A 26,690-nucleotide genomic window follows, 5' to 3' on the forward strand; every position below is an offset into this window, starting at 1 on the left:
GCGTGTCGGGGGCGTACGCGGGGGCGTGGCGGGTGGTCGGTCACACGCCCGCGGCGACGCCCGGTGCCGCGATGGACTCGCCCGTCGGCGGCTTGATCTTCGGTGGGCGGCCCTTGCGTCCGCGGCTGAGGAAGCGCTCCAGCCACACGGCGAACGCCGAGAGCAGCATGCAGATCACGATGTAGATCGAACCGATGACGATCGCCGCCGGGATCAGCGGCAGGCCGTAGTCCTGCACCGCGCCGATCTGCTTCGCGGTGTACAGCAGTTCGGGGTACGTGATGATGAACCCGAGCGACGTGTCCTTGAGCGTGACCACCATCTGGCTGATGATCGTCGGCAGCATCGCGCGGATGCCCTGCGGTACCAGGATCGACGCCATCACCTGGCTCTTGCGCATGCCGATCGCGTACGCCGCCTCGCTTTGTCCGCGCGGCAGCGCCAGGATGCCGGCGCGCATCGTCTCGGCCTGGACCGTGCCGTTGTAGAGCGTGAGGCCGATGACCAGCGGCCACATGGGGTCGTCGTTGATGAAGTCGAGGAACCCGGGCCAGCCGCTGAGCTTCGCGGGCGCGATGTAGAGGAAGAAGATGAGGATCAGCAGCGGCATCGCGCGGAAGAACGTCACGAACGCGGTCGCCGCCCACCGGACCACCTTGTGGTCGGACAATCGGCCCGCGGCCAACAGGGCGCCCAGGACCAGCGAGAAGACCACCGCGAGCGCGAACGCCTTGAGCGTCGACTTGAGGCCGTCGAAGATCAGTTCCTGGATGCCGGAGTACTGGAACGGGTCCCACTTCTGCTTCTCGAACTGCCCGGTCTGGTCGAACTTGTGGTAGATCCAGTACCCGCCGAGCGCCAGCAGCGCCACGCCGACGACGCCGATGATGTTGTTGCGGACCTTCGCCCGGGGGCCCGGCGCGTCGAAAAGGACGGTGGCCTTCTGGCTCATCGCGCCACCGCCAGTTTCTTCTCCAGCGCCGCGAACAACGCGCTCATGGTCAAGGTGATGATCAGGTAGCCGATGGCGATCCAGAAGAACACCCACAGCACGTTCTCGCTGTTCTCGACCATCTGGGCACTCGTGCCGAACAGGTCGATCACGTTGAACGCGCCGGCGATCGCCGAGTTGCGGACCATGGCGATCAGCAGCGAGCCGATCGGCGGCACAACCGCGCGGATCGCCTGCGGCAGGACCACGTGGCCGAGGGTCTGGGTGAAGGTCATGCCCAGGCTGCGCGCCGCCTCGGCCTGGCCGATCGGCACGGTGTTGATGCCCGAGCGCACCGCCTCGCAGATGAACGCGGCGGTGTAGCAGCCGACCGCGAGCACGGCGAACTTGAAGTACGACATCTGGATGTCGAGCTTCGGGAAGCCGAGCATGACGAAGAACATCAGCAGCGTCAGGGGCGTGTTGCGGATGATGTTGACGTACGCCGTCCCGAACCAGCGCAGCGGGGGCACCGGCGACACACGGCACGCCGCGAGCAGGGTGCCCAGGACCAGGGCGACGATGCCGCACCAGAACGTCAGTTCCAGCGTCATCACGAAGCCGTCGCTGATCAGATCCCAGTTGTCGGTCAGAACGTTCATCGTGCACCCGCTTTCCGGCCCTCATGCGGGCCCGTCGTCGGGGCGGCTGTGTTCGACAGCGGACCACCGACGTCCGCTGGGCATGTGTTCACGGTGATCCCCGCAGGTCTGGATCGGACGTGGATTCGAGGTGCCGGGGGTCGGCCCGGCGGCGGAAACCGTCGGGCCGACCGCGTGGTGACGGCGCGTCAGTAGCGTTCGAGCGGGGGGACGGCCGGGGCGGGCGAACCGGACAGGCCCAGCGTCGCGTTGTAGATCGCGAGCCAGGTGCCGTCCTTGGCCTTGGCGTCGAGGGCGTCGTTGACGGCCGCGCGCAGCGCCGCGTCGTCCTTCGGCAGGCCGATGCCGTACTTCTCGACGGAGAAGTTGTCGCCGACGACCTTGAGGTCGTCCGGCTGCTTGGCGGCGTAGCCCTTGAGGATCGCCTCGTCGGTGGTGACCGCGTCCACCTGGCCGCTGAGCAGGTTGTCGACGCACAGCGAGTACGTGTCGTACTCGACCGCCTCGGTCTGCGGGTACTCGGCCTTGATCTTCTGGATCGGCGTCGAGCCCTTGGCCGAACAGACCTTCTTGCCCGCGAGGTCGTCCTTGCTCTTGATCGACGTGTTGCTCTTCTGCACCAGCAGGCTCTGGCCGGAGATGTAGTACGGCCCCGCGAAGCCGACCTGCTCCTTGCGCTTGTCGTTGATGCTGTAGGTGCCGACGTAGTAGTCGACCTCGCCCTTCTGCAGGGCCGTCTCGCGGTTGACCGACGCGATGGTCTTGAACTCGATCTTCTTCGGGTCCAGGCCCAGTTCGGCGGAGATCATGCGGGCGATCTCGACGTCGAAGCCGCTGCGCTCCTTGGTCGCCGGGTCCATGTAGCCGAGGAACGGCTGGTCTTCCTTCACACCGACGACCAGGTGGCCGCGGTCCTTCGCCTTCTTCCAGGTGTTCGACGCGGACAGGTCGAAGCCCTGCTTGACGGTGTACGTCGGCAGCGTCGGCTTGGCCGACGGAGCACCCGAGCCGCCGGCGCCGCCCGTCGTACCGCCGCCGTTGTTGTTCGATTCGGGGGTGCCGTCCTTGCCGCAGGCCGTGCCGAGCAGGGCCAGGGCGGAGATGCCGACGACGGCTATGGAAGTGCGCATTTTCATGGCCCGTACTCCTTTTGTGTCTTCTGGGTGGTGGGCACAGCTGGGAACGGTCTGCGGCGGGACGGCCGGTCGGCGCGGTCGCGGATCGGCGGGCCCAGGGGTCGGCGGCCCGCGAGTCGGCGACTCGGGGGACCGACAGCCGGGGGTTCCGGCTGATCAGTGGTGCAGGATCTTCGACAGGAAGTCGCGGGCGCGGTCGCTGCTCGGGTTGCCGAAGAACTCGTCGGGGGTGTTCTCCTCGACGATGCGGCCGTCCGCCATGAAGATGACGCGGTTCGCCGCCGAGCGCGCGAAGCCCATCTCATGGGTCACGACGACCATCGTCATTCCGTCCGCCGCGAGGCTCCGCATCGTCTCCAGGACCTCGTTGACCATCTCCGGGTCGAGCGCGGACGTCGGCTCGTCGAACAGCATCACCTTGGGCTGCATCGCCAGGGCGCGGGCGATCGCGACGCGCTGCTGCTGACCGCCGGACAACTGGGCGGGGTATTTGTCCGCCTGGTTGGCGACTCCGACCCGGTCGAGCAGGTCCCGGGCGCGCCGCTCCACGGTCTCGCGCGCCTCGCGGCGCACCTTGAGCGGGCCCAGCATGACGTTCTGCAGCACCGTCTTGTGCGCGAACAGGTTGAACGACTGGAACACCATGCCCACGTCGGAGCGCAGCTTGGCCAGCGCCTTGCCCTCCTGCGGCAGCGCGCGCCCGTCGATCGTGATCGAACCGGAGTCGATGGGCTCCAGGCGGTTGATGGTCCGGCACAGTGTCGACTTCCCGGACCCCGACGGGCCGATCACGACGACGACCTCGCCCTCGTGGATCGTCAGGTCGATGTCCTGGAGGACGTGCAGCGCGCCGAAGTGCTTGTTGACCTTCGACAGGACCACGAGCGGTGCGGCCGGCTTCTTGTCCGCCGGCTGCTTGTCCAAGGACGGCGGCTTGTCCAGGGCTTCGGTCACGGTGGCCTCGCTCCTCCGGATCGTGTGGTGCGCTCATGAAAGCGAGAAGCGCCGCAGGCCGTACCGGATTTGAGCTTCACCTGAGGTCAAGAGCGGATAACGGAGCGTTGTTCGTCCTCGGCCCTCGGCAGATCTTGGTAAGTCTGCTTAGATGACGCATCCTGCGGCGCCCCGGCCGCGCCGATGGCCGCGCCGCGTACCCTTCACACCGAACGGTCCTTTTCGTCCCCCTCGGACCGACCCGTGCTTCCCCGCCTTGACGCCCCGAGAGGAGCCCACGCCATGCGGCTGCTGATGGTCGAGGACGACTTGCGCATCGCCGCCCCGCTGCGCGCCGTCCTGGGACGGCACGGCATCGACGTAAGCCACGCCTGCACCGGCGAGGAGGCGCTCGACGCGCTCACCGGCGACGTGGACGTGATCCTGCTCGACCTCAACCTGCCCGACCACGACGGCTTCGAGGTGTGCGCACGAATACGCCGCTTCAGCGAGGTCCCCGTGATCATGGTCACCGCGCGCGCCGACATACGCTCACGCGTCCACGGCCTCAACCTGGGGGCCGACGACTATGTGACCAAGCCGTACGACATCGCCGAGTTGCTGGCCCGCATCCACGCGGTGAGCCGCCGCGCCCGGCACGAGCCACGTCCCGAAACCGTCCCGGCCGCCGTGCCCGCCACCGCCACCGCGCCCGCCGGGAACGCCGCCCCCACCGGCGGCCTCGTCGTCGACGCCGCCGCCCGCCGCGTCACCGTCGACGGCACCGAAGTCGTTCTCACCCGCAAGGAATTCGACCTGCTGGCCCTGCTCGCCGCGCGGCCCGGCGTGGTCTTCCGCCGCGAACAGATCATGAGCGAGGTCTGGCGCACAAGCTGGGCCGGCAGCGGGCGCACCCTCGAAGTGCACGTCGCCTCACTGCGCGCCAAGCTCGGCACCCCGCGCCTCGTCGAAACCGTCCGCGGGGTCGGATACCGCCTGGTCCCCGACGCCTGACCGCTGCGACGACAGCGACCACGGCAACGACTGCGACGACTGCGAAGACGACCTGTGCGCACCCGACTCCTCGCCCTGCTGCTGGCCCTCATGGCCGCGGTGCTCCTTGCGCTCGGCATACCCCTGGCCGTGTCGCGCGCCGCGGGCCACCAGCAGCAGGTCGTGCGCGACCGGGCCGACGACGCGGGCAGCTTCGCCGCCGCGTACCAGACCACCATCCGCGACGACGAGTCCGTCACCGCCCTCGAACCCGCCGCCGACACCGGCGCCGAAGACGGCGAGAGACAGCAGATACGCGCCCAGCTCGAACAGTACGAACGCGTCTACGGCATCACCGCGGCCATCCTCGACCGCAACGGCAGGCCCATCGTCGCCTCCAACCGCGCATACGCCCTCCCCGAGTCGGGACGGGCCCGCGAGGCGTTCCTGGACGCCCGGGCCGGGCGCCGCAGCGACGACCCGCCCCAGGTGTGGCCCTGGCAGGACCGCCGCATCGTCGTCGCGATGCCCGTCGTGCACCGCGGCGACGTCGTCGCCGTCGCCCTCACCGACTCGCCCACCGGAAAAATGCGCAGCCGCGGCTGGGACGCGTGGCTCTTCCTCGCGGCAGGCGAGGCGGTCGCGCTGGTCGCCGCGCTGCTCGCCGCCAGCCGGCTGACCGGCACGATCCTGCGCCCGGTCCGCGTCCTCGACAAGGCGACCCACGAGATCGCCACCGGCAAACTGGGCGCCCGCGTCGCCGCCGCCCAGGGGCCGCCCGAGCTGCGGCGCCTGGCCAAGGCGTTCAACGAGATGGCGGACAACGTGGAGACCGTCGTCGAGCAACAGCGCGCCTTCGCCGCCGACGCGTCGCACCAACTGCGCAACCCCCTGTCGGCGCTGCTGCTGCGCATCGAGGAACTGGGCCTGTCGCTGCCGCCCGAACACCAGGAGACCCTCGACGGCGTGCGCGAGGAAGGCCGCCGGCTGACCCACGTGCTCGACGAACTCCTCGCCCTCGCCCTCGCGGAGAACGCCGCCAACACCGGGCCCGACCTCGTCCCCCTCGACATCGCCGCGCTGGTCCGCGAACGCCTCGACGCCTGGGAGCCGATCGCCCGCGCCCGAGGGCAGCGGTTCGACCAGCAGGGCCCGCGCGCGCTCACCGGACAGGTCGACCCGATCGCGCTCGGCAGCGCCCTCGACGCGGTCCTCGACAACGCCCTGAAGTTCAGCCCCGACGACGCCGAGGTCACCGTCGCGGTCGCCACGGTCGGCGGGCGGCTGGAGATCCGCGTCGCCGACCGCGGCCCCGGCCTGGAGGCCGGTGAGCTGCGACGCGTCGGGGACCGCTTCTGGCGCAGCTCGCGGCACTCCAACGTGGACGGCTCGGGCCTCGGGCTGTCGATCGCCCGGACCCTCCTGCGCGCGACCGGCGGCGGCATCGACTTCGCCGCGCGGGACGGGGGAGGGCTCGTGGTCACCGTGACCGTCGACCGGGCCGTGTGAGGCCGCCTCGCGGTGTCCCCGGTCGAGTCGCCGGTCAACTACCGGTGTTCGCCGCGCACTTCGGCGGTCGCGGAGGGAGCAGGCTCAGGCGGCCGAGGGTCGCGTCGTACGCGCGCTGCCAATCGCCGTTCTCCACATGCCGGTTCAGCGCGGTGCACACGGCCTCCGCGAGGGCCGCGTCGCCGCGGCTCAGCCCGACGCCGTACGGCTCCTGCGAGAACGGGCTGCCGAGCACCCGCAGTTCCTCGGGGAACTGTGCGACGAAACCGGCCAGGATCGTGTCGTCGGTGCTCACCCCGCGCACGTTCTTCTTACGCAACTCGTCGACACACTCGGAGTATTTGCCGCGCTCCTCGACCTGCACGGTCGGGAACTTCTCCCGGATCCGGGCCGCCGACGTCGATTCGCGCACCACGCACACCCGGCTGCCGGCCAGGTCCTCCGGCCGCTTGGCCGCCTGGTCGTCCCTGCGGACCAGGAAGTCCTGGCCCGCGACGTAGTACGGCCCGGCGAACGAAACCAGCTGCAAACGCTCGGCGTTGATGGTGTAGCTGGCCACCACGATGTCGACCTGGCCGCTCGCGATGCGGTACTCGCGGCCCTGCGTCTCGACGTCCACGAAGCGAACCCGGCCCGAGAAGCCGAGATCCTCCGCGATCATGCGCGCGATGTCGGCGTCGAAGCCGATGTACTGCCCGTCCGGGCCTTTCTGGCTGAGCCCCGGCTGATCCGGCTTCACACCGATGATCAGATAACCGCGCTGCATCATCGCCTGGTACGTCGGCGACTCCTCGCGCAGCGCCGCGAACGCGTCGGACCCGGAACCGGTGAGCGCCTTGACCAGCGGCACCGACGCGGCGATCAGGGCCAGGACGACGACCGCCGGAAGCAGCACCCGCATCTGCCGCCACCGCCGGCGGCGCCCTCCGGGAAGGCCGCCGCGATCGCCTGTGCCGTCGGCGGGCGCGTCGCCGGGGTCGTCGCCAGCCCAGGTCGGGTCCACCGGGTCGAGTCCGTCCCGCGCCTCGGGGCCGTACGCCCCCCGGTCCTGCGCCCCGGCGCCGCGTGCGTCGCGGCCCTGCGCCGCGGTGTCGGAACCGTACGGACCGCCGCCTCCCTCCCCGCCGACCGCGTCCGGACGCGGAGCGCTGCGGTGCGTCACCGTGTGCCCGGTGCCGAGCCCGGCCCGGTACGCCCCCGCACCCGGACCGCCGACCAGCCCGCCCGCCCCCGGCGTCGGGCGTGTCGGCATCTCGCCGCCCCACGTGGGTGCCAGTGACTCCTGGACGACCCGGATCAGCAGTTCCTCGGCCTCCTTGGCGTCCATGCGCTCGGCCGGGTCCTTGCGCAGCAGGCCCATGACCACCGGCTCCAGCGGCCCCGCGTGGCGAGGCGCGAGCGGATCGTGGTTGACGACCGCGTCGACCACCTCGACCGGAGAGGAACGGCTGAACGGCGGACGGCCCTCGACCATCTCGTAAAGCGTCGCCCCGAGCGACCACAGATCGGACGCCGGGTCCAGGACCGTGTCGCCGCTCATCCCCAGCGTTTCGTCCGACCGGCGGGAACGGGCCGCCGCGCCGGCTCCACCGGGGGTGTCGCCGTCCTGCGCCGCCGCCGGGGTGTCCGCCGCGGGCCCGCCGCCCCCGGTCGCGAAGCGCTCGGCCCGCTCGGGAGCCAGGTAACCCGGCGTGCCGAGGAGCTCACCGACGTGTGTCACCTGCGGGGCGTCCACGAACGTCGCGATGCCGAAATCGGTGAGGACCACGCGTCCGTCGAGCCCGAGCAGCACATTGGCGGGCTTCACGTCCCGGTGCAGCACACCCTTCGCGTGCGCGGCCCGCAGCGCGCGCAGCACCCCGAGGCCGATGCGCGCGGCCTCGGCGAAGTCCAGCCGGCCCTCACCGCGCACGGCCTCGGCCAGCGAGCGCGAGATCACCAGCTCCATGACGATCCACGGGCGCCCGTCCTCCTCGAACACGTCGTGGACGGTCACGACGTTCTCGTGGCGGATACGCGCCGCCGCGCTCGCCTCACGCCGGCTGCGCTCCGACCACGTTCGCTGGGCGCCCTCGTCCAACGACGGGGGAAGCAGCAGTTCCTTCACGGCGACCTCGCGCCCGAGCGCGGTGTCGACGGCGAGCCACACCTCGCCCATTCCGCCCCGGCCCAGGCTCCGGCTCAGGCGGTACCGCCCGTTCAGAACACGGCCTATGTCGCCCTCGGACACCGCGGTACGCCCTCCTCCCAGGTGCTCCAGGTCCTGCTGACGGGGGGTCAGAGATTAGGAGGTCCACCCAACTGCGCTTGGTCAGCCCCAAGCATGTTCCATCGGGCGCATCATGCGCGACGTCACCCGCGTCACGGTTTTGCGGATCTGTACCAGAGCCGGGCGCCTTCGTGCAGCAACAACGGCGGAAACGTGAGGATGGCGGTACGCGGATCCACAAGTTGCGCCGCATGCACTTCCCGCCCGATCGCTTCCCGGCCGCCCATGACCGTGCCGGTCACCCTCCGGATCAGATCCGGGTCCGCGTCCGCCCGCGTGACCAGCAGATTCGGCACCGCGACCGTCGCCACCTCCTGCCGGACCCCCGGCAGCGTTCCCCCGGCCTGGTACGCGTCCGCGGGGATGACCGCCTCGCGATACACCTGGTGGTAGCGGTCGCGCAGCGTCCCGGCGACGTCGCCGAGCGGAACGAAGCGGATGTCGGTCCCCTCGGCCAGCGCGCGCACCGCCTCGGTGGGCAGGCCGCCCGACCAGAAGAACGCGTCGATCCGGCCGTCGCGCAGCTTCGCCGCCGCGTCGCCGATGCCGTCCTCCGCAGGCACCATGTCGCGGTGCTCGTCGAGGCCCGCCGTCTGAAGGATGCGGTGGGCGATCAACTGCACACCGGACGCGGGCGGCCCGATCCCCACGCGCTTGCCGCGCAGGTCCGCCACCGTGCGCACCGACGACGAGGCGGGGACGACCAACTGCACATAGTCGTCGTACAGGCGTGCGATCGCGCGCAGTTGGTCGCGGTCCGCCGGCGCCAGGTCGGCCACGGCGTCGGCCGTCGCGATCGCCAGCGTGAAGCCGCCCCCGACCAGTCGCCGCAGGTTGTCCACCGAGCCCGCGGACTCGTCGATCGTCACCGGGACACCGAGGTCGCCCTGAAGTCGCGGGGCGAGCAGTTGCCCGTACCGGTAGTACACGCCGGACGGAACACCCGTCGAAATACTCACGGGACCGCCCCGGTACGGCCGACTGTCGTCCGAACTGACCCACAGACCGCCCGCGAACAGCACGAGTGCGACCGCGAGGACCACCGCGACCATCGTGCGCGTGCGGCGAACCTGCGTCCCGCCCGTTCGCGGAGGTGCCTCGCGGCCTTGCGTCATGGAAGTTTCCGTCCCAATAAACCCGTCGCCATCGCGGCCCCGGGACCGCGTAACCTTGGTTCTCGATATGAGCGCGCGATCCTACGAGGTGCGCACCTACGGGTGCCAGATGAACGTCCACGACTCCGAGCGGCTGTCCGGCCTCCTGGAGGACGCGGGCTACGTCCGCGCGGGCGCGGGCGAGGAGGCCGACGTCGTCGTCTTCAACACCTGCGCGGTGCGGGAGAACGCCGACAACAGGCTCTACGGCAATCTCGGCCACCTCGCGCCGAAGAAGGCCAGACGCCCCGGCATGCAGATCGCCGTCGGCGGCTGCCTGGCCCAGAAGGACCGCGACACCATTGTCGCCAAGGCCCCCTGGGTCGACGTCGTGTTCGGCACCCACAACATCGGCTCGCTGCCCGTGTTGCTGGAGCGCGCCCGGGTCCGCGAGGAAGCCCAGGTCGAAATCCTGGAATCCCTCGACGTCTTCCCCTCCACCCTCCCCACGCGGCGCGAATCCGCCTACGCGGCCTGGGTTTCGATCTCGGTCGGCTGCAACAACACCTGCACGTTCTGCATCGTTCCCGCGCTGCGCGGCAAGGAGAAGGACCGCCGCCCCGGAGACGTCCTCGCCGAGATCGAGGCGCTGGTCGGCGAAGGTGTGATCGAAGTCACCCTCCTCGGCCAGAACGTCAACGCCTACGGCTCCGACATGGGCGACCGCGAGGCGTTCTCCAAACTGCTGCGCGCCTGCGGGGAGATCAAGGGCCTCGAACGCGTCCGCTTCACCTCGCCGCACCCGCGCGACTTCACCGACGACGTCATCGCGGCGATGGCCGAGACGCCGAACGTCATGCACCAGCTTCACATGCCGCTGCAGTCCGGCTCCGACGACGTCCTGCGTGCGATGCGGCGCTCGTACCGCCAGGACCGCTACCTCGGCATCATCGAACGCGTGCGCGAGGCCATGCCCGACGCGGCCATCTCCACCGACATCATCGTCGGCTTCCCCGGCGAGACCGACGCCGATTTCGAGCAGACCCTGCACGTCGTACGCGAGGCCCGCTTCGCGAACGCCTTCACCTTCCAGTACTCCAAGCGCCCCGGCACGCCCGCGGCCACCATGGACGGCCAGATCCCCAAGGCCGTCGTCCAGGAGCGCTACGAGCGTCTGGTCGCCCTCCAGGACGAGATCTCCTGGGACGAGAACAAGAAGCAGATCGGCCGCACCCTCGAAGTCCTCGTCGCGGAAGGCGAAGGCCGCAAGGACGAAGCCACCGCCCGCCTCTCCGGCCGCGCACCCGACAACCGCCTCGTGCACTTCCGGCGCCCGGCGGACGAGATCCGCCCCGGCGACGTGGCCACCGTGGCGATCACCTACGCCGCCCCCCACCACCTCCTCGCCGAGGCACCCCCGACCGCCGTCCGCCGCACCCCGGCCGGCGACGTCTGGGCCAAGCGCAACAACGCCCCGGCCGCGACCCCCGGCGTGCTCCTCGGCATGCCGAAAGTGGGCGCGCCCGCCCCCGAGCCGACCCCGGCCACCGGCGGCTGCCACGCGAACTGAGCGCACACGCCCGGCCGACGAGCCGCGAGCGAGCCGGGTGCGCTGACGGGCTTGCCGCGGCCGCGAACCGCGACGCGCGCCACGGCGTCCGACCGTGAGCGCGCTGGAGGCACGTTCCCGCGGGCCCTCACGCGGGTCGGAGGCACGACGCGGCGGCCTGACGCTTCGGCACGGCGACAATCGCGGCGGAACATCCGCACGGGACCCGCCTCGCCGAAGCTCGCCCGAGCGGCCCTCCCCGGTCCGCTCCGGTCCGCTCCGTCCTCCGAGCACCTCGGCGCCTCGGCCCGCGCCCCGGAGGCTCGCTACGCGCCGCCGCGCTGGTTCCAGCCCTTCATCACCGGCTGCTCGTGCTCGAAGCCCAAGAAGCACACGCCCGCCGTGGCGAGCCAGAACAGGCGGCCGCCCGCCGGGTCGAGGCCCAGCCAGCGCGCGGTCAGGACGCGCAGCACGTGTCCGTGGGCCACCAGCGCGACGTCGTCGCCGGCGGCGAGCAAGGGGCGCACGCGCGCCAAAACCCGGTCCACGCGTGAGCCGACCGACTCGACCTGCTCGCCCGGGTGCTCCGCGTCGCCCGGGATCACCCCGTCACGCCACAGATACCAGCCGGGGCGCGTCTCGCGGATCTGAGCCGTCGTCAAACCCTCGTAGCCGCCGTAGTCCCACTCCATCAGGTCCGGTTCCGCGACCGCGTCGGGCAGTCCCGCCAAAACCGCCGTCTCACGCGCGCGCCGCAGCGGGCTGACGAACACGTGGTCGAACTGCCGGTCGGAGAGCAGTTTCCCCGCCGCGCGGGCTTGTTCCTCTCCTGTCTCGGTCAGCGGGACGTCGGTCCGCCCGGTGTGCCGGTGCGCACGGCTCCATTCGGTCTCGCCGTGCCTGATCAGGGTGAGCTGCGCCATGAAGCCATGAGACCACGGCCCGGTACCCTCGTGCCGTGCTCGTTGCCGCCGCCGTGTGCCCTCATCCGCCGTTGATCGTCCCCGACCTGGCCGCCGGCGCGGCGGGCGAGTTGGAGGGGTTGCGCACCGCGTGCGACGCCGCCGTCTCGGATCTGCTCGCGGCCAGGCCGGACCGGCTCGTGGTCGTGGGAACAGGGCCCAAGACGATCGAGTTCGCCGAGGGCGGGGTTGGGACCTTCTCCCCGTACGGCGTGAACCTGTCGGTGCGCCTGGGAGCCGGCGGTGCGGGCGACATCGAGGAGCGGCTGCCGCTGTCGCTGACGATCGCCGCGTGGCTGCTCGGCCGTACACCGGTCGACGTGCCGGTCTCCGGCCTTTCGGTGGCCCGCGACGCTGACGCGGTCGACTGCCTGGCCTCCGGCGCCGAGCTGGTGTCCGGCAACGAACGGACGGCTCTCCTGGCGATGGGCGACGGCTCGGCCTGCCGGACCGAGAAGGCTCCGGGCTACCTCGACGCGCGGGCCGAGGCGTACGACGCCTCCGTCGCCCTCGCCCTCGCGGACGCGGACGTGCTCGCACTGGCCGCCCTCGACCCGGAGCTCTCCGAGGAACTGTGGGTCGCCGGACGCGCCGCGTGGCAACTGCTTGCCGGCGCAGCCGACGGCGCCGGCTTCGAGGGCCGGCTCACCTACGACGAAGCGCCTTACGGTGTGGGTTACTTCGTCGCGGTGTGGAGCTGACGGGGGCTCATCTCCCCAGCCGGGTACGGTCGTTCGACGCGCCGCCGACGGCCGTTTGGGAACAGCGCCTGCGGCGTGCCGTCACCCCGCCGCCACGACACCCCTCAACCTGCGCGGCTCCGCCGAGAAACGCGGACAGCCGCAGGCTTCGGTGCCTGCGGCTGTCCGCGTGCGCGCGGGGCCGGGGGAGCAGGACAGAGCACAGTCTGTGGCCGGGGCGCACCCGGCGAGGCCTACGTCGGCCGCGAACGGGCTTCCCGGTGCCGCGCGAGCTGATGCGGACGCTGATGCGAAGAGCTGCATCAAGCCCGTTGGCGTCGTTCCCGACCACCGGCGCCATCTTGGTGCCCGGGCCGCTCGGCTCAGGGGCGCGGGCCTTGCTCCGGCGGCACTTCGCCCGGCACTTCGCCGGCCGGCGGAGCCTCGGGGGCCGGTGCGGCCTCGTCCTGGGCGAGTGTGTCCTTCGCCTTTTCCGCGCCCTTGTCGATCTGGTCGCCGTATTTGCCGCCGGTCTTCTTGTCGACCATGTCGGCTGCCTTGTCGACGCCCTTTTCGACCTTGTCGTGATGGGGCGCGAGCTTTTCCTTGATGCTGTCCAAGAGACCCATGTCTTGTTCTCCTTCGGACTCCCCTCCCGCACCGGGAGGCTGCGGGGCGGCGGCGGAAATCGGATCCGCACCGACCTTGCCGTCCGCACCGCCCGTGCCGGTCTCGCCGTCGGACTCCTCCGCGGCGGTCTTCTGCGCGGGGATGGCCGGCTCGGTCGCGGGCCGGTCCGCGACGAGCGTTCCGACGCTGCCGGTCTCGTTCGGCTCCGGGGAGTCGGCTTGGTCTGTGGCTCGTGTGGCCGAATTGCGCCTGAACCAGTCGAAAACGCCCATATCCTGCTCCTTGACCCTACGTCCGACACGGAAGCCGTGCATGTCGTGTGCATGTCGGCCACACCGTGTGTGCATGCCGTGTCTGGCATGCGTGTCGGACAACAACGACCGGCGGGCACGAGCGGTTATGTGCTCGGTGCGGGGCGTACCGCATCGGGTGACGATCGAATGACCGGTGCGGCAGGCCGTCCGGCAGACTTGTCCCGTGAGTTCGCGATCTCGTTCCGAAGCCGACGCCGCCACCGCCCCCGAGCGCGCGGCGGACGGTGACGCCGCGCACGGCCGTGGCCCGCGCGTCGTCGCCGTGGTCGGTCCGACGGCCGCCGGCAAGTCCGACCTCGGTGTCGCGCTGGCCCGTGCGCTCGGCGGCGACGTGGTCAACACCGACTCCATGCAGCTCTACCGCGGCATGGACATCGGCACCGCGAAACTGTCGGTCGCGGAACGCGGCGGCGTGCCGCACCACTTGCTCGACGTCTGGGACGTGACGCGTACCGCGAGCGTGGCCGAATACCAGCACGACGCGCGCGTCGTCGTCGACGGACTGCTCGCCGCCGGGCGCACGCCGGTGCTCGTCGGCGGCTCCGGGCTGTACGTGCGCGCGGTCGTCGACGACCTCGAATTCCCCGGCACCGACCCGGACGTCCGCGCCCGCCTCGAACGCGAACTCGACGCCGACGGCCCCGGCCCGCTGCACGAGCGCCTCGCGGGACTCGACCCGGCCGCGGCGGCGGCGATCCTGCCGAGCAACGGCCGCCGCATCGTGCGCGCCCTGGAGGTCATCGAGATCACCGGGCGGCCGTTCACGGCGACGCTGCCCGGCCCGGTCCCGGTGTACGACTGCGTCCAGATCGGCGTCGACGTGCCCCGCCCGACCCTCGACGAACGCATCGGCGCCCGCGTCGAACGCATGTGGCGGGACGGACTCGTCGACGAGGTACGCGAGTTGGAGAAGCAAGGGCTGCGCGACGGCCTCACCGCGTCCCGCGCCCTCGGCTACGCCCAGGTGCTGCGGCAGTTGACCGGCGAGATCGGCGAGCCCGAGGCCAAGGAGGACACCGCGCGGGCCACGCGGCGATTCGCGCGGCGCCAGGACACGTGGTTCCGGCGCGACTCGCGCGTGCGGTGGCTGGCTTTCGACCGCCCGGACCTGGTGGAGGAAGCACTCCGGCACGTCGCGTTCGACCAATGATTCGACCAGTGTTCCGACCGATGTCCCGCGGCGTCGCGCACCGGGTCCGCGCGTCCGCCGGTTCACACGGACGGCCGTAAGATCGGTTCGTGAGCACTCTGCGATTCCTCAAGGGCCACGGGACGGAGAACGACTTCGTCATCGTTCCCGACCCCGACGGCGCGATCGAACTGACCGCGGCCGACGTGGTTGCGCTGTGTGACCGGCGGGCCGGTCTCGGCGCCGACGGAGTGCTGCGCGTCGTCCGGTCGGCCAAGGACCCCGCCGCCGTGCACATGGCCGGCGAAGCCGAGTGGTTCATGGACTACCGCAATTCCGACGGCAGCATCGCGGAGATGTGCGGCAACGGCGCCCGCGTATTCGCCCGCTACCTGGTCGAACACGGTGAGGCATCGGCCGGCGACCTGCGCATCGCCACGCGCGGCGGCGTCCGCGCGGTGCACGTGCCCGCGGACGGCGGCGACGTCACGGTCGGCATGGGCCCCGCCCGCCTGCCCGGGCCCGACGGCATCGCGGTCACCCTGCCGGACGGCTCGGTGTACGACGCGGTCCACGTCAACATGGGCAATCCGCACGCCGTCGTCTTCGTCGCCGACCTCGACGACGCGGGCGACCTGCTGACCGCGCCGGTGCTGTCGCCGCCGACGGCGTACCCCGAAGGGGCCAACATCGAATTCGTCGTCGACCGCGCGCCCGGGCACGTCGCGATGCGCGTACACGAACGCGGTTCCGGCGAGACCCGCTCCTGCGGCACGGGAGCCTGCGCGGTCATGGTGGCCGCCGCCCGCCGGGACGCCGCCGCGCTGCCCGCCACGTACACCGTCGACGTCCCCGGCGGACGCCTGGTCATCACCGAGCACCCGGACGGCGAGGTCGAGATGACCGGGCCCGCCGTGATCCTGGCCGCGGGCGAAGTCGATCTGGGCCGCCTGACCGCGCGCTCTGCGTGACCGGGCGCGGGGAGCAGTTCGGGGCGGGCACCCGGGCTGGCCGAAACCCACGTGCCACTGCGGGGCCCGACGTGGCACGATCGGGATGACGGACATCCCAGGCGACGGAAGAACAACGCCCGCCGCCGTGTTGAACAGGACAATATGACCTCCGCATACGATCGCTTCCTTTCCGACGACGACTCCGCAGTCGAGCTTTTCGACGACATCGACCTCGACGGACTCGACGACGGCAACGGGTCGAGCGACGTTGCCGGGTCCGGTCCTGAGGACACGGACTATGACGGCGACCAGTTCGACCTCGCCGACCGCAACGCCCTGCGCCGCGTCGCAGGCCTGTCGACCGAGCTCGCCGACGTCACCGAGGTCGAGTACCGGCAGCTCCGCCTGGAGCGCGTCGTGCTCGTGGGCGTGTGGACCGACGGGACCGCCGAGGACGCCGACAACTCCCTCCAGGAGCTCGCGGCCCTCGCCGAGACCGCCGGATCGCAGATCCTCGACGGCGTCGTGCAGCGCCGCGACAAGCCGGACCCCGCCACGTACATCGGCTCGGGCAAGGCCAAAGAGCTGCGCGACATCGTCATCGCCACCGGCGCCGACACCGTCGTGTGCGACGGCGAACTGACCCCGGCCCAGCTCATCCACCTCGAAGACGTGGTCAAGGTCAAGGTCGTCGACCGGACCGCGCTCATCCTTGACATCTTCGCCCAGCACGCCAAGTCCCGAGAGGGCAAGGCGCAGGTCTCGCTCGCCCAGATGCAGTACATGCTCCCGCGTCTGCGCGGCTGGGGTCAGTCGCTGTCCCGCCAGATGGGCGGCGGCGGCAGCAGCGGGGGCGGCGGCATGGCCACACGCGGCCCCGGTGAGACCAAGATCGAAACCGACCGCCGGCGCATCCGCGAGAAGATGGCCAAGATGCGCCGCGAGATCGCCGACATGAAGAAGGCGCGTGACACCAAGCGCGCCGAGCGGCGCCGCAACAAAGTGCCGTCGGTGGCGATCGCCGGCTACACCAACGCCGGCAAGTCGTCGCTGCTCAACCGGCTCACCGGCGCGGGCGTGCTGGTGGAGAACGCCCTGTTCGCCACCCTCGACCCGACCGTACGCCGCTCGGAGACGCCGTCCGGGAGGGCCTACACCCTCGCGGACACCGTCGGCTTCGTCCGGCATCTGCCGCACCAGCTCGTCGAGGCGTTCCGCTCCACGCTGGAAGAGGTCGCCGACGCCGACCTGATCCTGCACATCGTGGACGGCGCGCACCCCGAACCCGAGGCGCAACTCGCCGCGGTACGCGAGGTGTTCGTCGAGGTCGAGGCGCACAACGTGCCGGAGATCGTGGTGGTCAACAAGGCGGACGCCGCCGACCCCGAGGTCCTCGCGAGGCTGCTGCGCCGCGAGCCGCACGCGGTCGTCGTGTCGGCCAAGACCGGCCAGGGCATCGACGAACTCCTCGCGCTGATCGACGAGGAGCTGCCGCGACCCGAGGTCGAGGTCGAGGCGCTCGTGCCGTACCACCGCGGCGACCTCGTGGCCAAGGTGCACGACACCGGCGAAATCCTGGAGAACGAACACCGCGCCGAGGGCACGTGGCTGCACGCCCGCGTCAGCGCGGTCCTGGCCGCCGAGTTGCAGGCCTTCGCGGTGGCCAAGCGGTAGCGGCCACGGACGGGTGAGTCGGCCGAGCCGACAGACCCGGCACAAACGCCGACAGACCCGGCACAAACAGCGGGGGGGGGGGGGGGGGGGGGGNGCGGTCCTGGCCGCCGAGTTGCAGGCCTTCGCGGTGGCCAAGCGGTAGCGGCCACGGACGGGTGAGTCGGCCGAGCCGACAGACCCGGCACAAACGCCGACAGACCCGGCACAAACAGCGCGCCGAAGCGGCGGGTTCCCTCGTGGGCCCGCCGCTTCGGCGCGCTCTGCTTCCGTGGCGGTGAAAAGCGTTGGCCGAACCGTGTTCGGGGCCGTCCCACGTCGTTGGACAGAGCGTCCGGAGCCGGCCACACGGTCACTCGAACGGGTTGCTCAGTTGCGATACGTGACGCGGGTCAGGTAAGCCTTGCCTCCTTGCGATGTCGCCGCCCTGCCGCGTCGCCGACCCGCCGTCGGCCGCCTGCGCCGCGCTTCGATCCCGATCCCAGGGGAGGCCCGTCCATGACCGCAGCACCGACCGGAACCGACACCGTCGGGGCGGGCACCGGCACGGGTTCCGCCGGCATCCTCATGCGCCAGGCCCGCCGGGAACCCGCGGCGCGGATACACGCCAGGTCGCTGCCGATCGTCCCGGTGCGCGCCCGCGGGATGACTGTCGACGGCGCCGACGGCCGCCGCTACCTCGACTGCCTGTCGGGTGCCGGCACGCTCGTGCTCGGGCACAGCCACCCCGTGGTCCTCGAAGCCATCCGCGCCGTGCTGGACGCCGAGGCACCGCTGCACGTGCCCGACCTGGCGACACCCATCAAAGACCGCTTCGTCGAAACATTGTTCGACACGCTGCCGCCGGAGTTCGCCCGCGACGCACGCATCCTGTTCTGCGGTCCGGCGGAGGCGGAGGGAGTCGTGGCCGCGATCAGCCTCGCCCGCAGTGCGACGGGACGGCAAGGCGTGTGGATGACCGCCGGAGCATGCCACAGCGCGGGTCCGGCGGCGGGTGCCCTGGGTGCGGTGACGCGGCTTCCGTACCCGCGCGCGCCCCGCAGCGCCCCGGATGCCGGGGACGAGAACCGGCCACACGCGGCGCGCCGCGCCGAGGAGTTACTGGCGGACGCCGCCGAACGCGCCGCCCTCCCCGCCGCGATCGTGCTGGAAGCCGTGCGGGGCGACGGCGAGGTCGTCCCCGCCCCCGAGTCGTGGCTGCGCGAGATGCGGTGCATCGCCGACCGCCACGGCATCCCCCTCGTCGCCGACGAGACGCAGACCGGCCTTGCGCGCACAGGGGCTTTCTGGGCCGTGGAGCACAGCGGGATCCTGCCGGACGCCGTGGTCATCTCCAAGGCGGCGGGCGGTTCGCTGCCGCTCGCGGCCGTCGTCTACCGCGGCGACGCGGACCCGTGGGCGCCGGGTGCGCACGCCGGTGCGTTCCGCGGGAATCAACTGGCGATGGCGGCCGGGACCGCCACGATCGCGCACATCCGCGAGAACCGCCTCGACGAGCACGCCGCCCGCATCGGCGCGCTCCTGCTCGAAGGGCTGCGGCACCTGCGGGCGGACCACGGCATGCTCGGCGACGTGCGCGGCCGAGGCCTCATGATCGGCATCGAGATCGTCGACCCGGACACCGGGCCGCAGCCGGACGGCGCACGCTCCCCGGCTGCCCCCGCCCCGGCTCTCGCGTCGGCGGTGCGCGCCGAGGCACTTGACCGCGGTCTGATCGTCGGCCTCGGCGGTCGGCACGGCACGGTGATCCGGCTGCTGCCGCCGCTGACGATCACCGAGGAGCAAGCCGAAGCGGTCCTGGCCAGGCTGTCGGACGCGGTGGCGGCGGCCGGTCGGCGCCGAACGAAGCCCGTTGACGCACAGGAGAGTTGACGGAGCATCACAGGCCGGACCGCGGGCCGTGGTTCCCGAGCCGGGTGCGGACGCCTCGGTCACGCAGGGGCCTTGGGCGGCGGGGTCCCGCCGTCGCGTCCCTTTCGGAGTGTGGATGGCGCCTGGCGATCATCGCGAGGTGCCGCGTGTCGGTGGGGCCGCCGGGGTGAGTGCCGACGCCGGCCTCACCGGGCACGCTCGCGCAGTTTCCACCGGAGCGTGCGGTCGCGGCACGGTGTGAGGCCCGCCAGGGCGGATCTGCCTGTCAACGCCCGGTGCGAGGCGGCCTGAAGACTCGTCGCCGGGTGTGCCGGTCGGGATGTCCAGTCCTGTGCGGGTGTCGTCGCGTGTGCCCGTTTCTCTCGTCGTGAGCCCTGCGCCGACGCAGCGATGGACGCTTGCCGTGCACTGACGGACCGTCAGAAGTCCCATTTCTTCTGATTTATCCGAAACGCGGGCTAAATGATCGACTTCGGAGGAAAACGCCAGATCATCGATGGGTGTCGGCCCGCCTGGCCCGAGTCGAACCGGGAGCCATGATGACGAGTGCAGGCCCCGCCGTGCGCCCCGGCGACGCCTCCGAGCCCGCGCGCCCCGAACGCACATCCGCAGGAGGCGTCCCCGCATGACCATGCCCCCGCTGCCCCCCACCGGCAGCCCCGCCGACGCGGCCATCGACGCGGCCGTACAAGCCGCCGCCGAGAAGGCCGCCGAGAAGGACAAGGAGAAGGCCGCCACAACCACTTCCCGGTCGACCGGCAGGACGGGCGATACGGCGACGTGCGACGAGACCGACGAGGACACCCTCCGCCTCACCCGCGACAGACTCCGCGCGGGCCTCTCCGGGCCGCTGACCGAAGCCGGCCGCTGGGGTGCCGTCAGCCTGGCACCCGGCCGCTTTTCGTTCCACGAACTCCACATCAAACGCGACCTGCCGATCATCCACACCTGGATGAACGACCCCGAGATCGCCCGCTGGTGGGACCTCGCCGGCGACATCCGCACAACCGCCGCACACCTCGCCGAACGCATCCGCCTGACCCACGCCACCACGTACGTCGGCTGCCTCGACGACCAGCCCGTCAGCTATTGGGAGTTGTACCGCGCCGACCTCGACCCACTCGCCGACCACTACGCCGCACGACCCCACGACGTGGGCGTGCACCTGCTGATCGGTCCGGCCGCGTACCGAGGGCGAGGGCTCGGCTCTCTGCTGCTGTGCGTCGTCAGCGACCTGATCCTGCGCGCGGCGCCCGAGACGCAGCGCGTCATCGCCGACCCCGACGTACGCAACTCCGCTTCCATCGCCGCCTTCCGGCGTGCCGGGTTCCGCCGCGCGGCCGACCTCGCCCTCCCCGGCAAGACCGCCGCGCTGATGCTGCGCGACCGGAGCCCCGTCGCCGGCAGCGCGACCCGTTCTGCCGCGTCCGCGTGAGCGTGTGCTCGCCGCGAGAGTCGTCTGTGCGCCCCCGCTTCGCGCCGACAACGTGGCCGCGGGCGTGAGGAGTTCGCCGGACGGGCGCGGGTGCACTCGCTTGTGGTGGCGCGAACTCCGCTGAAGGCTACACAGATTCGCACACTTTCCCCTTCGGGTGCGGGCGCGTCGGGGCGCCGGCTGTCGCGCGGATCTCCTCGGATCAGCCCCGTGTGGAGTCCGGACGGTGTGAGTGTGCGTGGCAGCGCGCGGGCTCGCGGGGCGTGCGCTCGCAACCCCCGGGCGTGCGTCGTCGGCCGCGACCGCCATTCCACGCCGTGTTGTGGTGCAAAGCCCGACCGGATACGCCCTCCTTGGGGGCCGTCGCAGCGAACTCACTGTCCGGAAAAGGCCGTTCGCCGCGGCCGTCCGGTGGCCGGCGGGCACCCCGGCAACAGGCCGGTCGCGTCGGCATCGGCACGGTGACCAACCAGCGAGACCGCGCCGAGGGATCTCGCAAACCAGTTCGACCAAGCACAGCGAGTGCCCCGACGACCATGGTGTGATACCGATCACGGTGCCAGAATGCGCCCGTGACGTTGGATCGAGCGCCCCTGCGCGTGGCTGCTGCCCAAGCACACGCCCTGCCCGGAGACGTGCCGGAGAACGTGGCCACCGCCGCCCAGCTCGTCCGCTTCGCCGCGGCCGAGGGAGCCGACGTCGTCGTCCTCCCCGAGCTGTTCCTGTGCGGGTACGATCTCGACCTCCTGCGCCGCGACCCCGCCCTGTGCGAGATCGTTCCCGGAGACCCGCGCCTGGACGACCTGCTGGCCGCCTGCTACTCCACCCGGACCGTCGCCGTCGTCGGCGCCTGCGTCCGCCGCACCGCCGGCACCCGCACATCGTCCGTGCTCGTGGCCGGTATCGACGGGGAGGCACACGTCGCGTACGACGCCGAACACCTTCCTCCCGGCGCCCGCAACCTGTTCACCCCGGGAGACCACGGCTGCTCGGTCGAAATACGCGGCTGGCGCCTCGGGCTCGGCACCCGGCACGACATCGGATTCCCGGAGCACGTCCGCGCCGCGACCCTGGACGGCTGTGACGCCTATCTGTGCAGCGGCATATTCACCCGCGGCGACGAGGAACACCGCCGCAACCTCTACCTCGCCACCCGCGCCCTGGAGAACACCTGCTACACGGTCCTCGCCAACCACATCGGTGCCACCGGCGAGGGCCCGGGCTGCGGGCGCAGTGCCGTGTTCGGGCCGGACGGGCGCGTCGTCGTCGAAGCGGACGCCGACCGCGTCGATGTCGCCCTGGCCACGCTCCAGGACTTCGAGGTCGACGCGGCCCGTGAAAGCCTCACGATGCTCAGCGAACTGCCGTGCCCGGAAAGCAGACGCGAGCGGATCAAGCTCGACTGACCCTCCCCACCCGGGCCGAGTCGACGCATGCCGGACCAGAGCCTCTGGTCCGTTCGCCACAAGGGGCCTAGGCTCACCGGAGCTACCCGGCGGTAACCGCCGGGTGGGTGCGACCCGGGACCGGCCGCGCGACGGCGGCACGGGCCGGCAGCCGAGACCGAGCAACCCGACCGACAGCGACCGACGCCGACTGGGACCGACCGAAGGAGACCGAACGTGGGCCATGGACGACGCCGTACCGCCGCGGCAGCCCTCACCGCGGCGATACTCGCCCTCGCGGCGTGCTCCTCCGACGACGGCGGTTCCGACGACCCCACCGGCACCCCCGCGAACTCCGCGGGCGCCGGAGGAGCCGCAGCGCCCCCCGGAAACCCGGCACCCGCAGCCGTGCCGCCCCAAGCAGCCCCCGGTACGGGCGGCTCCTACTACGTGGCCCTGGGCGACTCGTACGCAGCGGGAGTCCGCATCCCGGAAACCGTCGCCGGCACCCCCGAGATGTGCAGCCGAAGCAACAGCAACTACCCGCACATCACCGCGCGGAAGCTCGCCGTCCCCACCTTCACCGACGTCACCTGCGGAGGCGCCACCACGGGCGACCTGACCACTGCGCAGACCGGGCGCGTCGGCAACGGCCCGGCGCCCACCGCACAGTTCGACGCGCTTGGCCCGCAGACCAAACTCGTCACCCTCGGCATCGGCGGGAACGACATCGGCTTCAGCGAAATCGTCACCACCTGCGTCCTCAACAGCGGCAGCACGACGTCGCCGACTCCCTGCAAGGACAAGTTCACCGAGAACGGCCAGGACGTCCTCTCCCAGCGCATCGGGGCCACCGGCTCGAAAATCGACGCCGCCCTCCGAACGATCCGCGAGAAGTCACCGGGGGCCCGAATCCTGCTGGTCGGCTACCCCGCGATTCTTCCCGAGACCGGCAACGGCTGCCCGGCGCAACTTCCGCTCGCCGTCGGTGACCTCGGCTACCTCCGCGGCGTGCTCGACTCCCTCAACACGATGCTCGCCGAACGCGCCGCCGCCGGGAACGCCACATACGTCGACACCTACACCTCCGCGGTCGGCCACGACGTGTGCACTCCCGTCGGTACCAAATGGGTCGAAGGCCTCAACCCGCAGTCTCCGGCCGCGCAGGTCCACCCCAACGCCCTCGGACACGAAGGCATGGCCGCGGCGGTCATCGCGGTCGCCCGGCAGACCTGAACCGACGTGAAGCCGTCCGAACCGATCTGAACCCGCGTACGGCAATCCGGCCGACCGGCCGCCGCGTCCCCCGCCGCCCGTAGGCTTGCCCACGATGACCGACACCGCGGAGACGACCGCCCCCGAGACCCCCGCCGAGCCCGTCACGGACACCGGCGCGAACACCGGCGCAGAAACCAGCCCGGAGACCGGCCCGGACGCCGGGCCCGCCGACACCACCCGCGGGCCCGGCAACCGCCACGACCTCGGAGAGCTCCTCTCCGCCGCGGTCGGGGCGGTCGGCGGCACCGAACGGCCCGGCCAGATCCGCATGGCCGAGGCCGTCACCGGAGCCATCGCCCGCCGCGAACACCTCCTCGTCGAAGCGGGCACCGGCACCGGCAAATCCCTCGCCTACCTCGTCCCCGCGCTCTCCGGCCACCGCCGTGTCGTCGTCGCCACCGCCACCCTGGCCCTGCAACGCCAACTCGTCGAACGCGACCTCCCGCGCACCGTCGAAGCCCTCCACCCGCTGCTGCGCCGCCGCCCCACCTTCGCCACCCTCAAGGGCCGCAGCAACTACGTGTGCCTGCACCGCCTGCACGACGGGCCGCCCGACGACGCCGACGCGCTCTTCGACCCGTCGCCCACGTCCCCCACCGGCCGCGACATCCTCCGCGTCCGCGACTGGGCCGACGACACCGAGACCGGCGACCGCGACGACCTCAGCCCCGGCGTCAACGACCGCGCCTGGGCCCAGGTCTCCGTCTCCTCCACCGAATGCCTCGGGGCGAGCAAATGCCCCTACGGCGAGGACTGCTTCGCCGAACGCGCCCGTGAGATCGCCAAGCAGTCCGACATCGTCGTCACCAACCACGCCCTCCTCGCCATCGACGCCCTCGAAGGCGCCCCCGTCCTGCCCGAACACGAAGTCCTCGTCGTCGACGAGGCCCACGAACTCGCCGCGCGCGTCACCTCCGTCGCCACCGACGACCTCACCATCGGCACCGTCGAACGCGCCGCCCGCCGCGCGGCGAAGCTCGCCAACGAGAAGGCCGTCGACGCACTGCAAGCCGCCGCCGAGGCGTACGCCCGGGCCATGAGCATGCGCGAACCCACCCGCCTCGCCGAACCCGACCCCGAACTCGGCGACGCGCTCGTCTTGTTGCGCGACGGTGCCCGCGGCGTCATCACCTCCCTCGGCGAGGTCCGCGACAAATCCCTCACCGACGAGGACGCCGCCCGCCGCCAAGCCCTCGCCGCCGCGGAGGCCGTCCACGACACCTGCGAACGCATCCTGTCGGGCTCCCCGTACGACGTGCTGTGGATCGAACGCAACGACCGTGTCGGCCCGTCACTGCGCATCGCCCCCCTCGCCGTCGCCGGCCTGCTGCGCGAATCGCTCTTCGCCGACCGGACCGTGGTCCTCACCTCGGCCACCCTCAAGCTCGGCGGCGACTTCACCGGCGTGGCCCGCAACCTCGGCCTCCACCCGGAAGGCATGCTGCCCACCCCGGGAGAACCGGTGCCGGTCACCAGGCCGAACGCCAAAAAGGCCGCCCGAACCGAGGACATCACCGACGAAGGCGACGCCGAACTCGACGCCGAACTCGCCGCGTGGCGCTGCCTCGACGTCGGATCGCCGTACGCGTACCCCAAGCAGGGCATCCTCTACGTCGCGAAACACCTCCCCCCGCCCGGCCGCGACGGCACGGCCCCCGCGACCTTCGACGAACTCGCCGAACTCATCGAATGCGCCGGGGGCCGCACCCTCGGGCTCTTCTCGTCCCGTCGCGCTGCGGAAGCCGCCACCGAGGCCATGCGCGAGCGTCTCGGCTTCCCGATCCTGTGCCAAGGCGACGACTCGCTCCCCGAACTGCTGAAGACCTTCGCCGGCGACACCGAGGCCTGCCTCTTCGGCACCCTGTCGCTGTGGCAGGGCGTCGACGTGCCCGGACCCGCGTGCCAGCTCGTCGTCATGGACCGCATCCCCTTCCCGCGCCCCGACGACCCCCTGATGAGCGCCCGCCAGCAAGCCGTCCAGGAGGCCGGTGGCAACGGCTTCATGGCCGTCGCCGCGACACACGCCGCGCTGCTCATGGCCCAGGGCGCCGGGCGCCTCATCCGCTCCGCCGACGACCGGGGCGTCGTCGCGGTGCTCGACCCGCGGCTCGCCACTGCCCGCTACGGCGGGTTCTTCCGAGCCTCCATGCCCGACTTCTGGTACACCACCGACCGCAACCAGGTGCGGCGGTCCCTGGCGGCGATCAACGTCTGACCACACCTCTTCGTGACGCCCCGCCCGGCTCGGCGGCCGGGACGGGCACTCACCCACGGATGCCGACCCGACGCGATCCGTATCCTCATACGCGCTCGCCGGACCGCGAGTATCGAGCGGGACGATGTGTTTTCAGTCAGAACCGCCGCCCCGCGAACAACCGCCCCAGGGGCTCCAGCCGCGCCTCGTGTCAAACCCTGCCGGTGCCCGAGTCGGCCGGCACCCTCGGCGTGTGGCTGCACGAGCAGCGCGTCATCACGGGCACCCGGAGCATCGTCGCCCGGGACATCGCCGACGGGCCGTGGGGTCGGCAAGGTCACCGCACCCGTCGGCGGTTTCTGCGGCACGACGACGAAATTTCGCGCGGGACAGGAATAGCGCTGTACGGGCGGGAAGGCGCGTGTGACACCACCATCGCCGTCGACTTCGCCTCCGTGACCTCGCGGTGGGACAAGAAGACCAAACGCGAAACCAGCACCGACGATTTTCGGACAGTGCACCCCGGGGTCGACGGAGAAACGTCGTCCTTTCCACCGCGACCGGCTTCTCCGGGCCACGACATCGAGGACGGACCCGAACGCTTGTCGTGGATTCCGTCCGAGCGGTTCGGCGTCTTCAACGGTTGCAACAGACGCACGCAGTGGCGGCGGAGCCGGACGGATACGCGTCGATGAGGGCGCTCAGCGATTCTCCCGCGGTCATCGAGGTCGCGGACGAACGCGGCGAATATTTCGTGCGGCCTGCAACGACCGCAGCCAAACGCGTGCGGGAAATCCGAGTGGGAATCCCGAGCCACGGCCCGGAAGGCAGCGTGGCGATCGACCAACCTCGGCGACGACGACATCGTCGGCCGACGCGACACCGGCATGCACGTGCCCGAACCGCCGGCGCCCCGGCAAGTTCGTGGCTTTCCGGCGCGAGGACCGATCAACGGCCGACGCCCAAAGCGTCAACGGCGAGGAAGGCTTCTGCTCGTCGTCGGCGCGGCCCAGTGGCGGGCCTGAGCACCACCTGATCGAGGTCAGCGGGGCGACGAGTCGGCGGTGACGGTGTTCACCCGACCGGGACGGGGGGGGGGGGGGGGGGGGGG

21 protein-coding genes are annotated in these 26,690 nt (G+C 71.5%); 13 read left to right on the top strand and 8 right to left on the bottom strand.

The annotated features are described in order from the left end of the window. Positions 1–40: 40 nt before the first annotated feature. The 4 genes from ACRX5W_RS23690 to ACRX5W_RS23705 form a co-directional block, all read right to left on the bottom strand. Positions 41–952 carry an amino acid ABC transporter permease gene (locus ACRX5W_RS23690; protein ID WP_436790287.1) on the bottom strand — a complete coding sequence of 304 codons (912 nt, stop codon included), beginning with the start codon at positions 950–952 and terminating at the stop codon, positions 41–43. After that, positions 949–1,593 carry an amino acid ABC transporter permease gene (locus ACRX5W_RS23695; RefSeq protein ID WP_436790288.1) on the bottom strand — a complete coding sequence of 215 codons (645 nt, stop codon included), beginning with the start codon at positions 1,591–1,593 and terminating at the stop codon, positions 949–951. The genes ACRX5W_RS23690 and ACRX5W_RS23695 overlap by 4 nt, the downstream gene beginning before the upstream one ends. Positions 1,594–1,781: 188 nt before the next feature. Next, positions 1,782–2,723, bottom strand: a complete 942-nt coding sequence (locus ACRX5W_RS23700; RefSeq protein ID WP_436790385.1) for a glutamate ABC transporter substrate-binding protein — start codon at positions 2,721–2,723, stop codon at positions 1,782–1,784. A 162-nt stretch (positions 2,724–2,885) separates the two neighbouring features. After that, positions 2,886–3,653: an amino acid ABC transporter ATP-binding protein gene (locus ACRX5W_RS23705; RefSeq protein WP_436790386.1), complete on the bottom strand. Its 768-nt coding sequence runs from the start codon at positions 3,651–3,653 to the stop codon at positions 2,886–2,888. A 312-nt stretch (positions 3,654–3,965) separates the two neighbouring features. On the opposite strand from ACRX5W_RS23705, the gene ACRX5W_RS23710 reads away from it, so the two are divergent. Further along, on the top strand, positions 3,966–4,676 hold the full coding sequence (locus ACRX5W_RS23710; RefSeq protein WP_436790289.1) for a response regulator transcription factor: 711 nt from the start codon (positions 3,966–3,968) through the stop codon (positions 4,674–4,676). A gap of 54 nt (positions 4,677–4,730) precedes the next feature. Further along, complete coding sequence (locus ACRX5W_RS23715; RefSeq protein ID WP_436790290.1) at positions 4,731–6,164, top strand: sensor histidine kinase; 1,434 nt, start codon at positions 4,731–4,733, stop codon at positions 6,162–6,164. Between the two features lie 34 nt (positions 6,165–6,198). On the opposite strand, the gene ACRX5W_RS23720 is transcribed toward ACRX5W_RS23715, so the two are convergent. Continuing rightward, entirely contained in the window at positions 6,199–8,394 is a 2,196-nt protein-coding gene (locus tag ACRX5W_RS23720) for a bifunctional serine/threonine-protein kinase/glutamate ABC transporter substrate-binding protein (RefSeq protein ID WP_436790291.1), read from the bottom strand. A 131-nt stretch (positions 8,395–8,525) separates the two neighbouring features. Next, positions 8,526–9,548: a TAXI family TRAP transporter solute-binding subunit gene (locus tag ACRX5W_RS23725; protein ID WP_436790292.1), complete on the bottom strand. Its 1,023-nt coding sequence runs from the start codon at positions 9,546–9,548 to the stop codon at positions 8,526–8,528. 67 nt (positions 9,549–9,615) lie between these two features. Between ACRX5W_RS23725 and miaB the strand changes: the two genes are divergently transcribed. Then, on the top strand, positions 9,616–11,097 hold the full coding sequence (miaB, locus tag ACRX5W_RS23730; RefSeq protein ID WP_436790293.1) for a tRNA (N6-isopentenyl adenosine(37)-C2)-methylthiotransferase MiaB: 1,482 nt from the start codon (positions 9,616–9,618) through the stop codon (positions 11,095–11,097). A 305-nt stretch (positions 11,098–11,402) separates the two neighbouring features. On the opposite strand, the gene ACRX5W_RS23735 is transcribed toward miaB, so the two are convergent. Next, on the bottom strand, positions 11,403–11,999 hold the full coding sequence (locus tag ACRX5W_RS23735) for a histidine phosphatase family protein (RefSeq protein WP_436790294.1): 597 nt from the start codon (positions 11,997–11,999) through the stop codon (positions 11,403–11,405). A gap of 35 nt (positions 12,000–12,034) precedes the next feature. On the opposite strand from ACRX5W_RS23735, the gene ACRX5W_RS23740 reads away from it, so the two are divergent. Next, a complete protein-coding gene (locus ACRX5W_RS23740) occupies positions 12,035–12,739 on the top strand; it encodes a class III extradiol dioxygenase subunit B-like domain-containing protein (protein WP_436790295.1) in 705 nt (234 codons plus the stop codon). Positions 12,740–13,101: 362 nt separating this feature from the next. On the opposite strand, the gene ACRX5W_RS23745 is transcribed toward ACRX5W_RS23740, so the two are convergent. Beyond that, the gene (locus ACRX5W_RS23745) at positions 13,102–13,620 is read right to left on the bottom strand and encodes an antitoxin (protein ID WP_436790296.1); all 519 of its coding nucleotides are present in this window, start codon (positions 13,618–13,620) and stop codon (positions 13,102–13,104) included. A 304-nt stretch (positions 13,621–13,924) separates the two neighbouring features. On the opposite strand from ACRX5W_RS23745, the gene miaA reads away from it, so the two are divergent. The 9 genes from miaA (at position 13,925) to ACRX5W_RS23790 (ending at position 26,274) form a co-directional block, all read left to right on the top strand. Further along, on the top strand, positions 13,925–14,812 hold the full coding sequence (gene miaA / locus ACRX5W_RS23750; protein WP_436790387.1) for a tRNA (adenosine(37)-N6)-dimethylallyltransferase MiaA: 888 nt from the start codon (positions 13,925–13,927) through the stop codon (positions 14,810–14,812). An 89-nt stretch (positions 14,813–14,901) separates the two neighbouring features. Continuing rightward, a complete protein-coding gene (dapF, locus tag ACRX5W_RS23755; protein ID WP_436790297.1) occupies positions 14,902–15,762 on the top strand; it encodes a diaminopimelate epimerase in 861 nt (286 codons plus the stop codon). Between the two features lie 144 nt (positions 15,763–15,906). Continuing rightward, positions 15,907–17,418: a GTPase HflX gene (gene hflX / locus ACRX5W_RS23760; protein WP_436790298.1), complete on the top strand. Its 1,512-nt coding sequence runs from the start codon at positions 15,907–15,909 to the stop codon at positions 17,416–17,418. A gap of 495 nt (positions 17,419–17,913) precedes the next feature. Continuing rightward, complete coding sequence (locus ACRX5W_RS23765; RefSeq protein WP_436790299.1) at positions 17,914–19,287, top strand: aminotransferase class III-fold pyridoxal phosphate-dependent enzyme; 1,374 nt, start codon at positions 17,914–17,916, stop codon at positions 19,285–19,287. Between the two features lie 625 nt (positions 19,288–19,912). Then, positions 19,913–20,722 (top strand): GNAT family N-acetyltransferase, encoded by an 810-nt coding sequence (locus tag ACRX5W_RS23770; protein ID WP_436790300.1) that lies wholly within the window; start codon positions 19,913–19,915, stop codon positions 20,720–20,722. Between the two features lie 572 nt (positions 20,723–21,294). Continuing rightward, positions 21,295–22,128, top strand: a complete 834-nt coding sequence (locus ACRX5W_RS23775; RefSeq protein ID WP_436790301.1) for a carbon-nitrogen hydrolase family protein — start codon at positions 21,295–21,297, stop codon at positions 22,126–22,128. A 216-nt stretch (positions 22,129–22,344) separates the two neighbouring features. Then, a complete protein-coding gene (locus ACRX5W_RS23780) occupies positions 22,345–23,343 on the top strand; it encodes an SGNH/GDSL hydrolase family protein (RefSeq protein ID WP_436790302.1) in 999 nt (332 codons plus the stop codon). A gap of 94 nt (positions 23,344–23,437) precedes the next feature. After that, positions 23,438–25,600 carry an ATP-dependent DNA helicase gene (locus ACRX5W_RS23785; protein ID WP_436790303.1) on the top strand — a complete coding sequence of 721 codons (2,163 nt, stop codon included), beginning with the start codon at positions 23,438–23,440 and terminating at the stop codon, positions 25,598–25,600. Between the two features lie 203 nt (positions 25,601–25,803). Beyond that, complete coding sequence (locus ACRX5W_RS23790) at positions 25,804–26,274, top strand: hypothetical protein (protein WP_436790304.1); 471 nt, start codon at positions 25,804–25,806, stop codon at positions 26,272–26,274. Positions 26,275–26,690 lie beyond the last annotated feature (416 nt).

Origin of the sequence: Yinghuangia sp. YIM S10712 (assembly GCF_051388935.1) — a bacterium.
In the GTDB taxonomy this organism is placed as follows: domain Bacteria; phylum Actinomycetota; class Actinomycetes; order Streptomycetales; family Streptomycetaceae; genus Yinghuangia.

What these genes read in the sequence shown, in the direction of transcription:
- ACRX5W_RS23700 (WP_436790385.1), bottom strand. Translation starts at nt 2,723, where the DNA reads ATGCGCACTTCCATAGCCGTCGTCGGCATCTCCGCCCTGGCCCTGCTC.
- ACRX5W_RS23735 (WP_436790294.1), bottom strand. Translation starts at nt 11,999, where the DNA reads ATGGCGCAGCTCACCCTGATCAGGCACGGCGAGACCGAATGGAGCCGT.
- ACRX5W_RS23690 (WP_436790287.1), bottom strand. Translation starts at nt 952, where the DNA reads ATGAGCCAGAAGGCCACCGTCCTTTTCGACGCGCCGGGCCCCCGGGCG.
- ACRX5W_RS23770 (WP_436790300.1), top strand. Translation starts at nt 19,913, where the DNA reads ATGACCATGCCCCCGCTGCCCCCCACCGGCAGCCCCGCCGACGCGGCC.
- ACRX5W_RS23745 (WP_436790296.1), bottom strand. Translation starts at nt 13,620, where the DNA reads ATGGGCGTTTTCGACTGGTTCAGGCGCAATTCGGCCACACGAGCCACA.
- ACRX5W_RS23710 (WP_436790289.1), top strand. Translation starts at nt 3,966, where the DNA reads ATGCGGCTGCTGATGGTCGAGGACGACTTGCGCATCGCCGCCCCGCTG.
- ACRX5W_RS23765 (WP_436790299.1), top strand. Translation starts at nt 17,914, where the DNA reads ATGACCGCAGCACCGACCGGAACCGACACCGTCGGGGCGGGCACCGGC.
- ACRX5W_RS23785 (WP_436790303.1), top strand. Translation starts at nt 23,438, where the DNA reads ATGACCGACACCGCGGAGACGACCGCCCCCGAGACCCCCGCCGAGCCC.
- hflX (WP_436790298.1), top strand. Translation starts at nt 15,907, where the DNA reads ATGACCTCCGCATACGATCGCTTCCTTTCCGACGACGACTCCGCAGTC.
- miaB (WP_436790293.1), top strand. Translation starts at nt 9,616, where the DNA reads ATGAGCGCGCGATCCTACGAGGTGCGCACCTACGGGTGCCAGATGAAC.
- ACRX5W_RS23725 (WP_436790292.1), bottom strand. Translation starts at nt 9,548, where the DNA reads ATGACGCAAGGCCGCGAGGCACCTCCGCGAACGGGCGGGACGCAGGTT.
- ACRX5W_RS23695 (WP_436790288.1), bottom strand. Translation starts at nt 1,593, where the DNA reads ATGAACGTTCTGACCGACAACTGGGATCTGATCAGCGACGGCTTCGTG.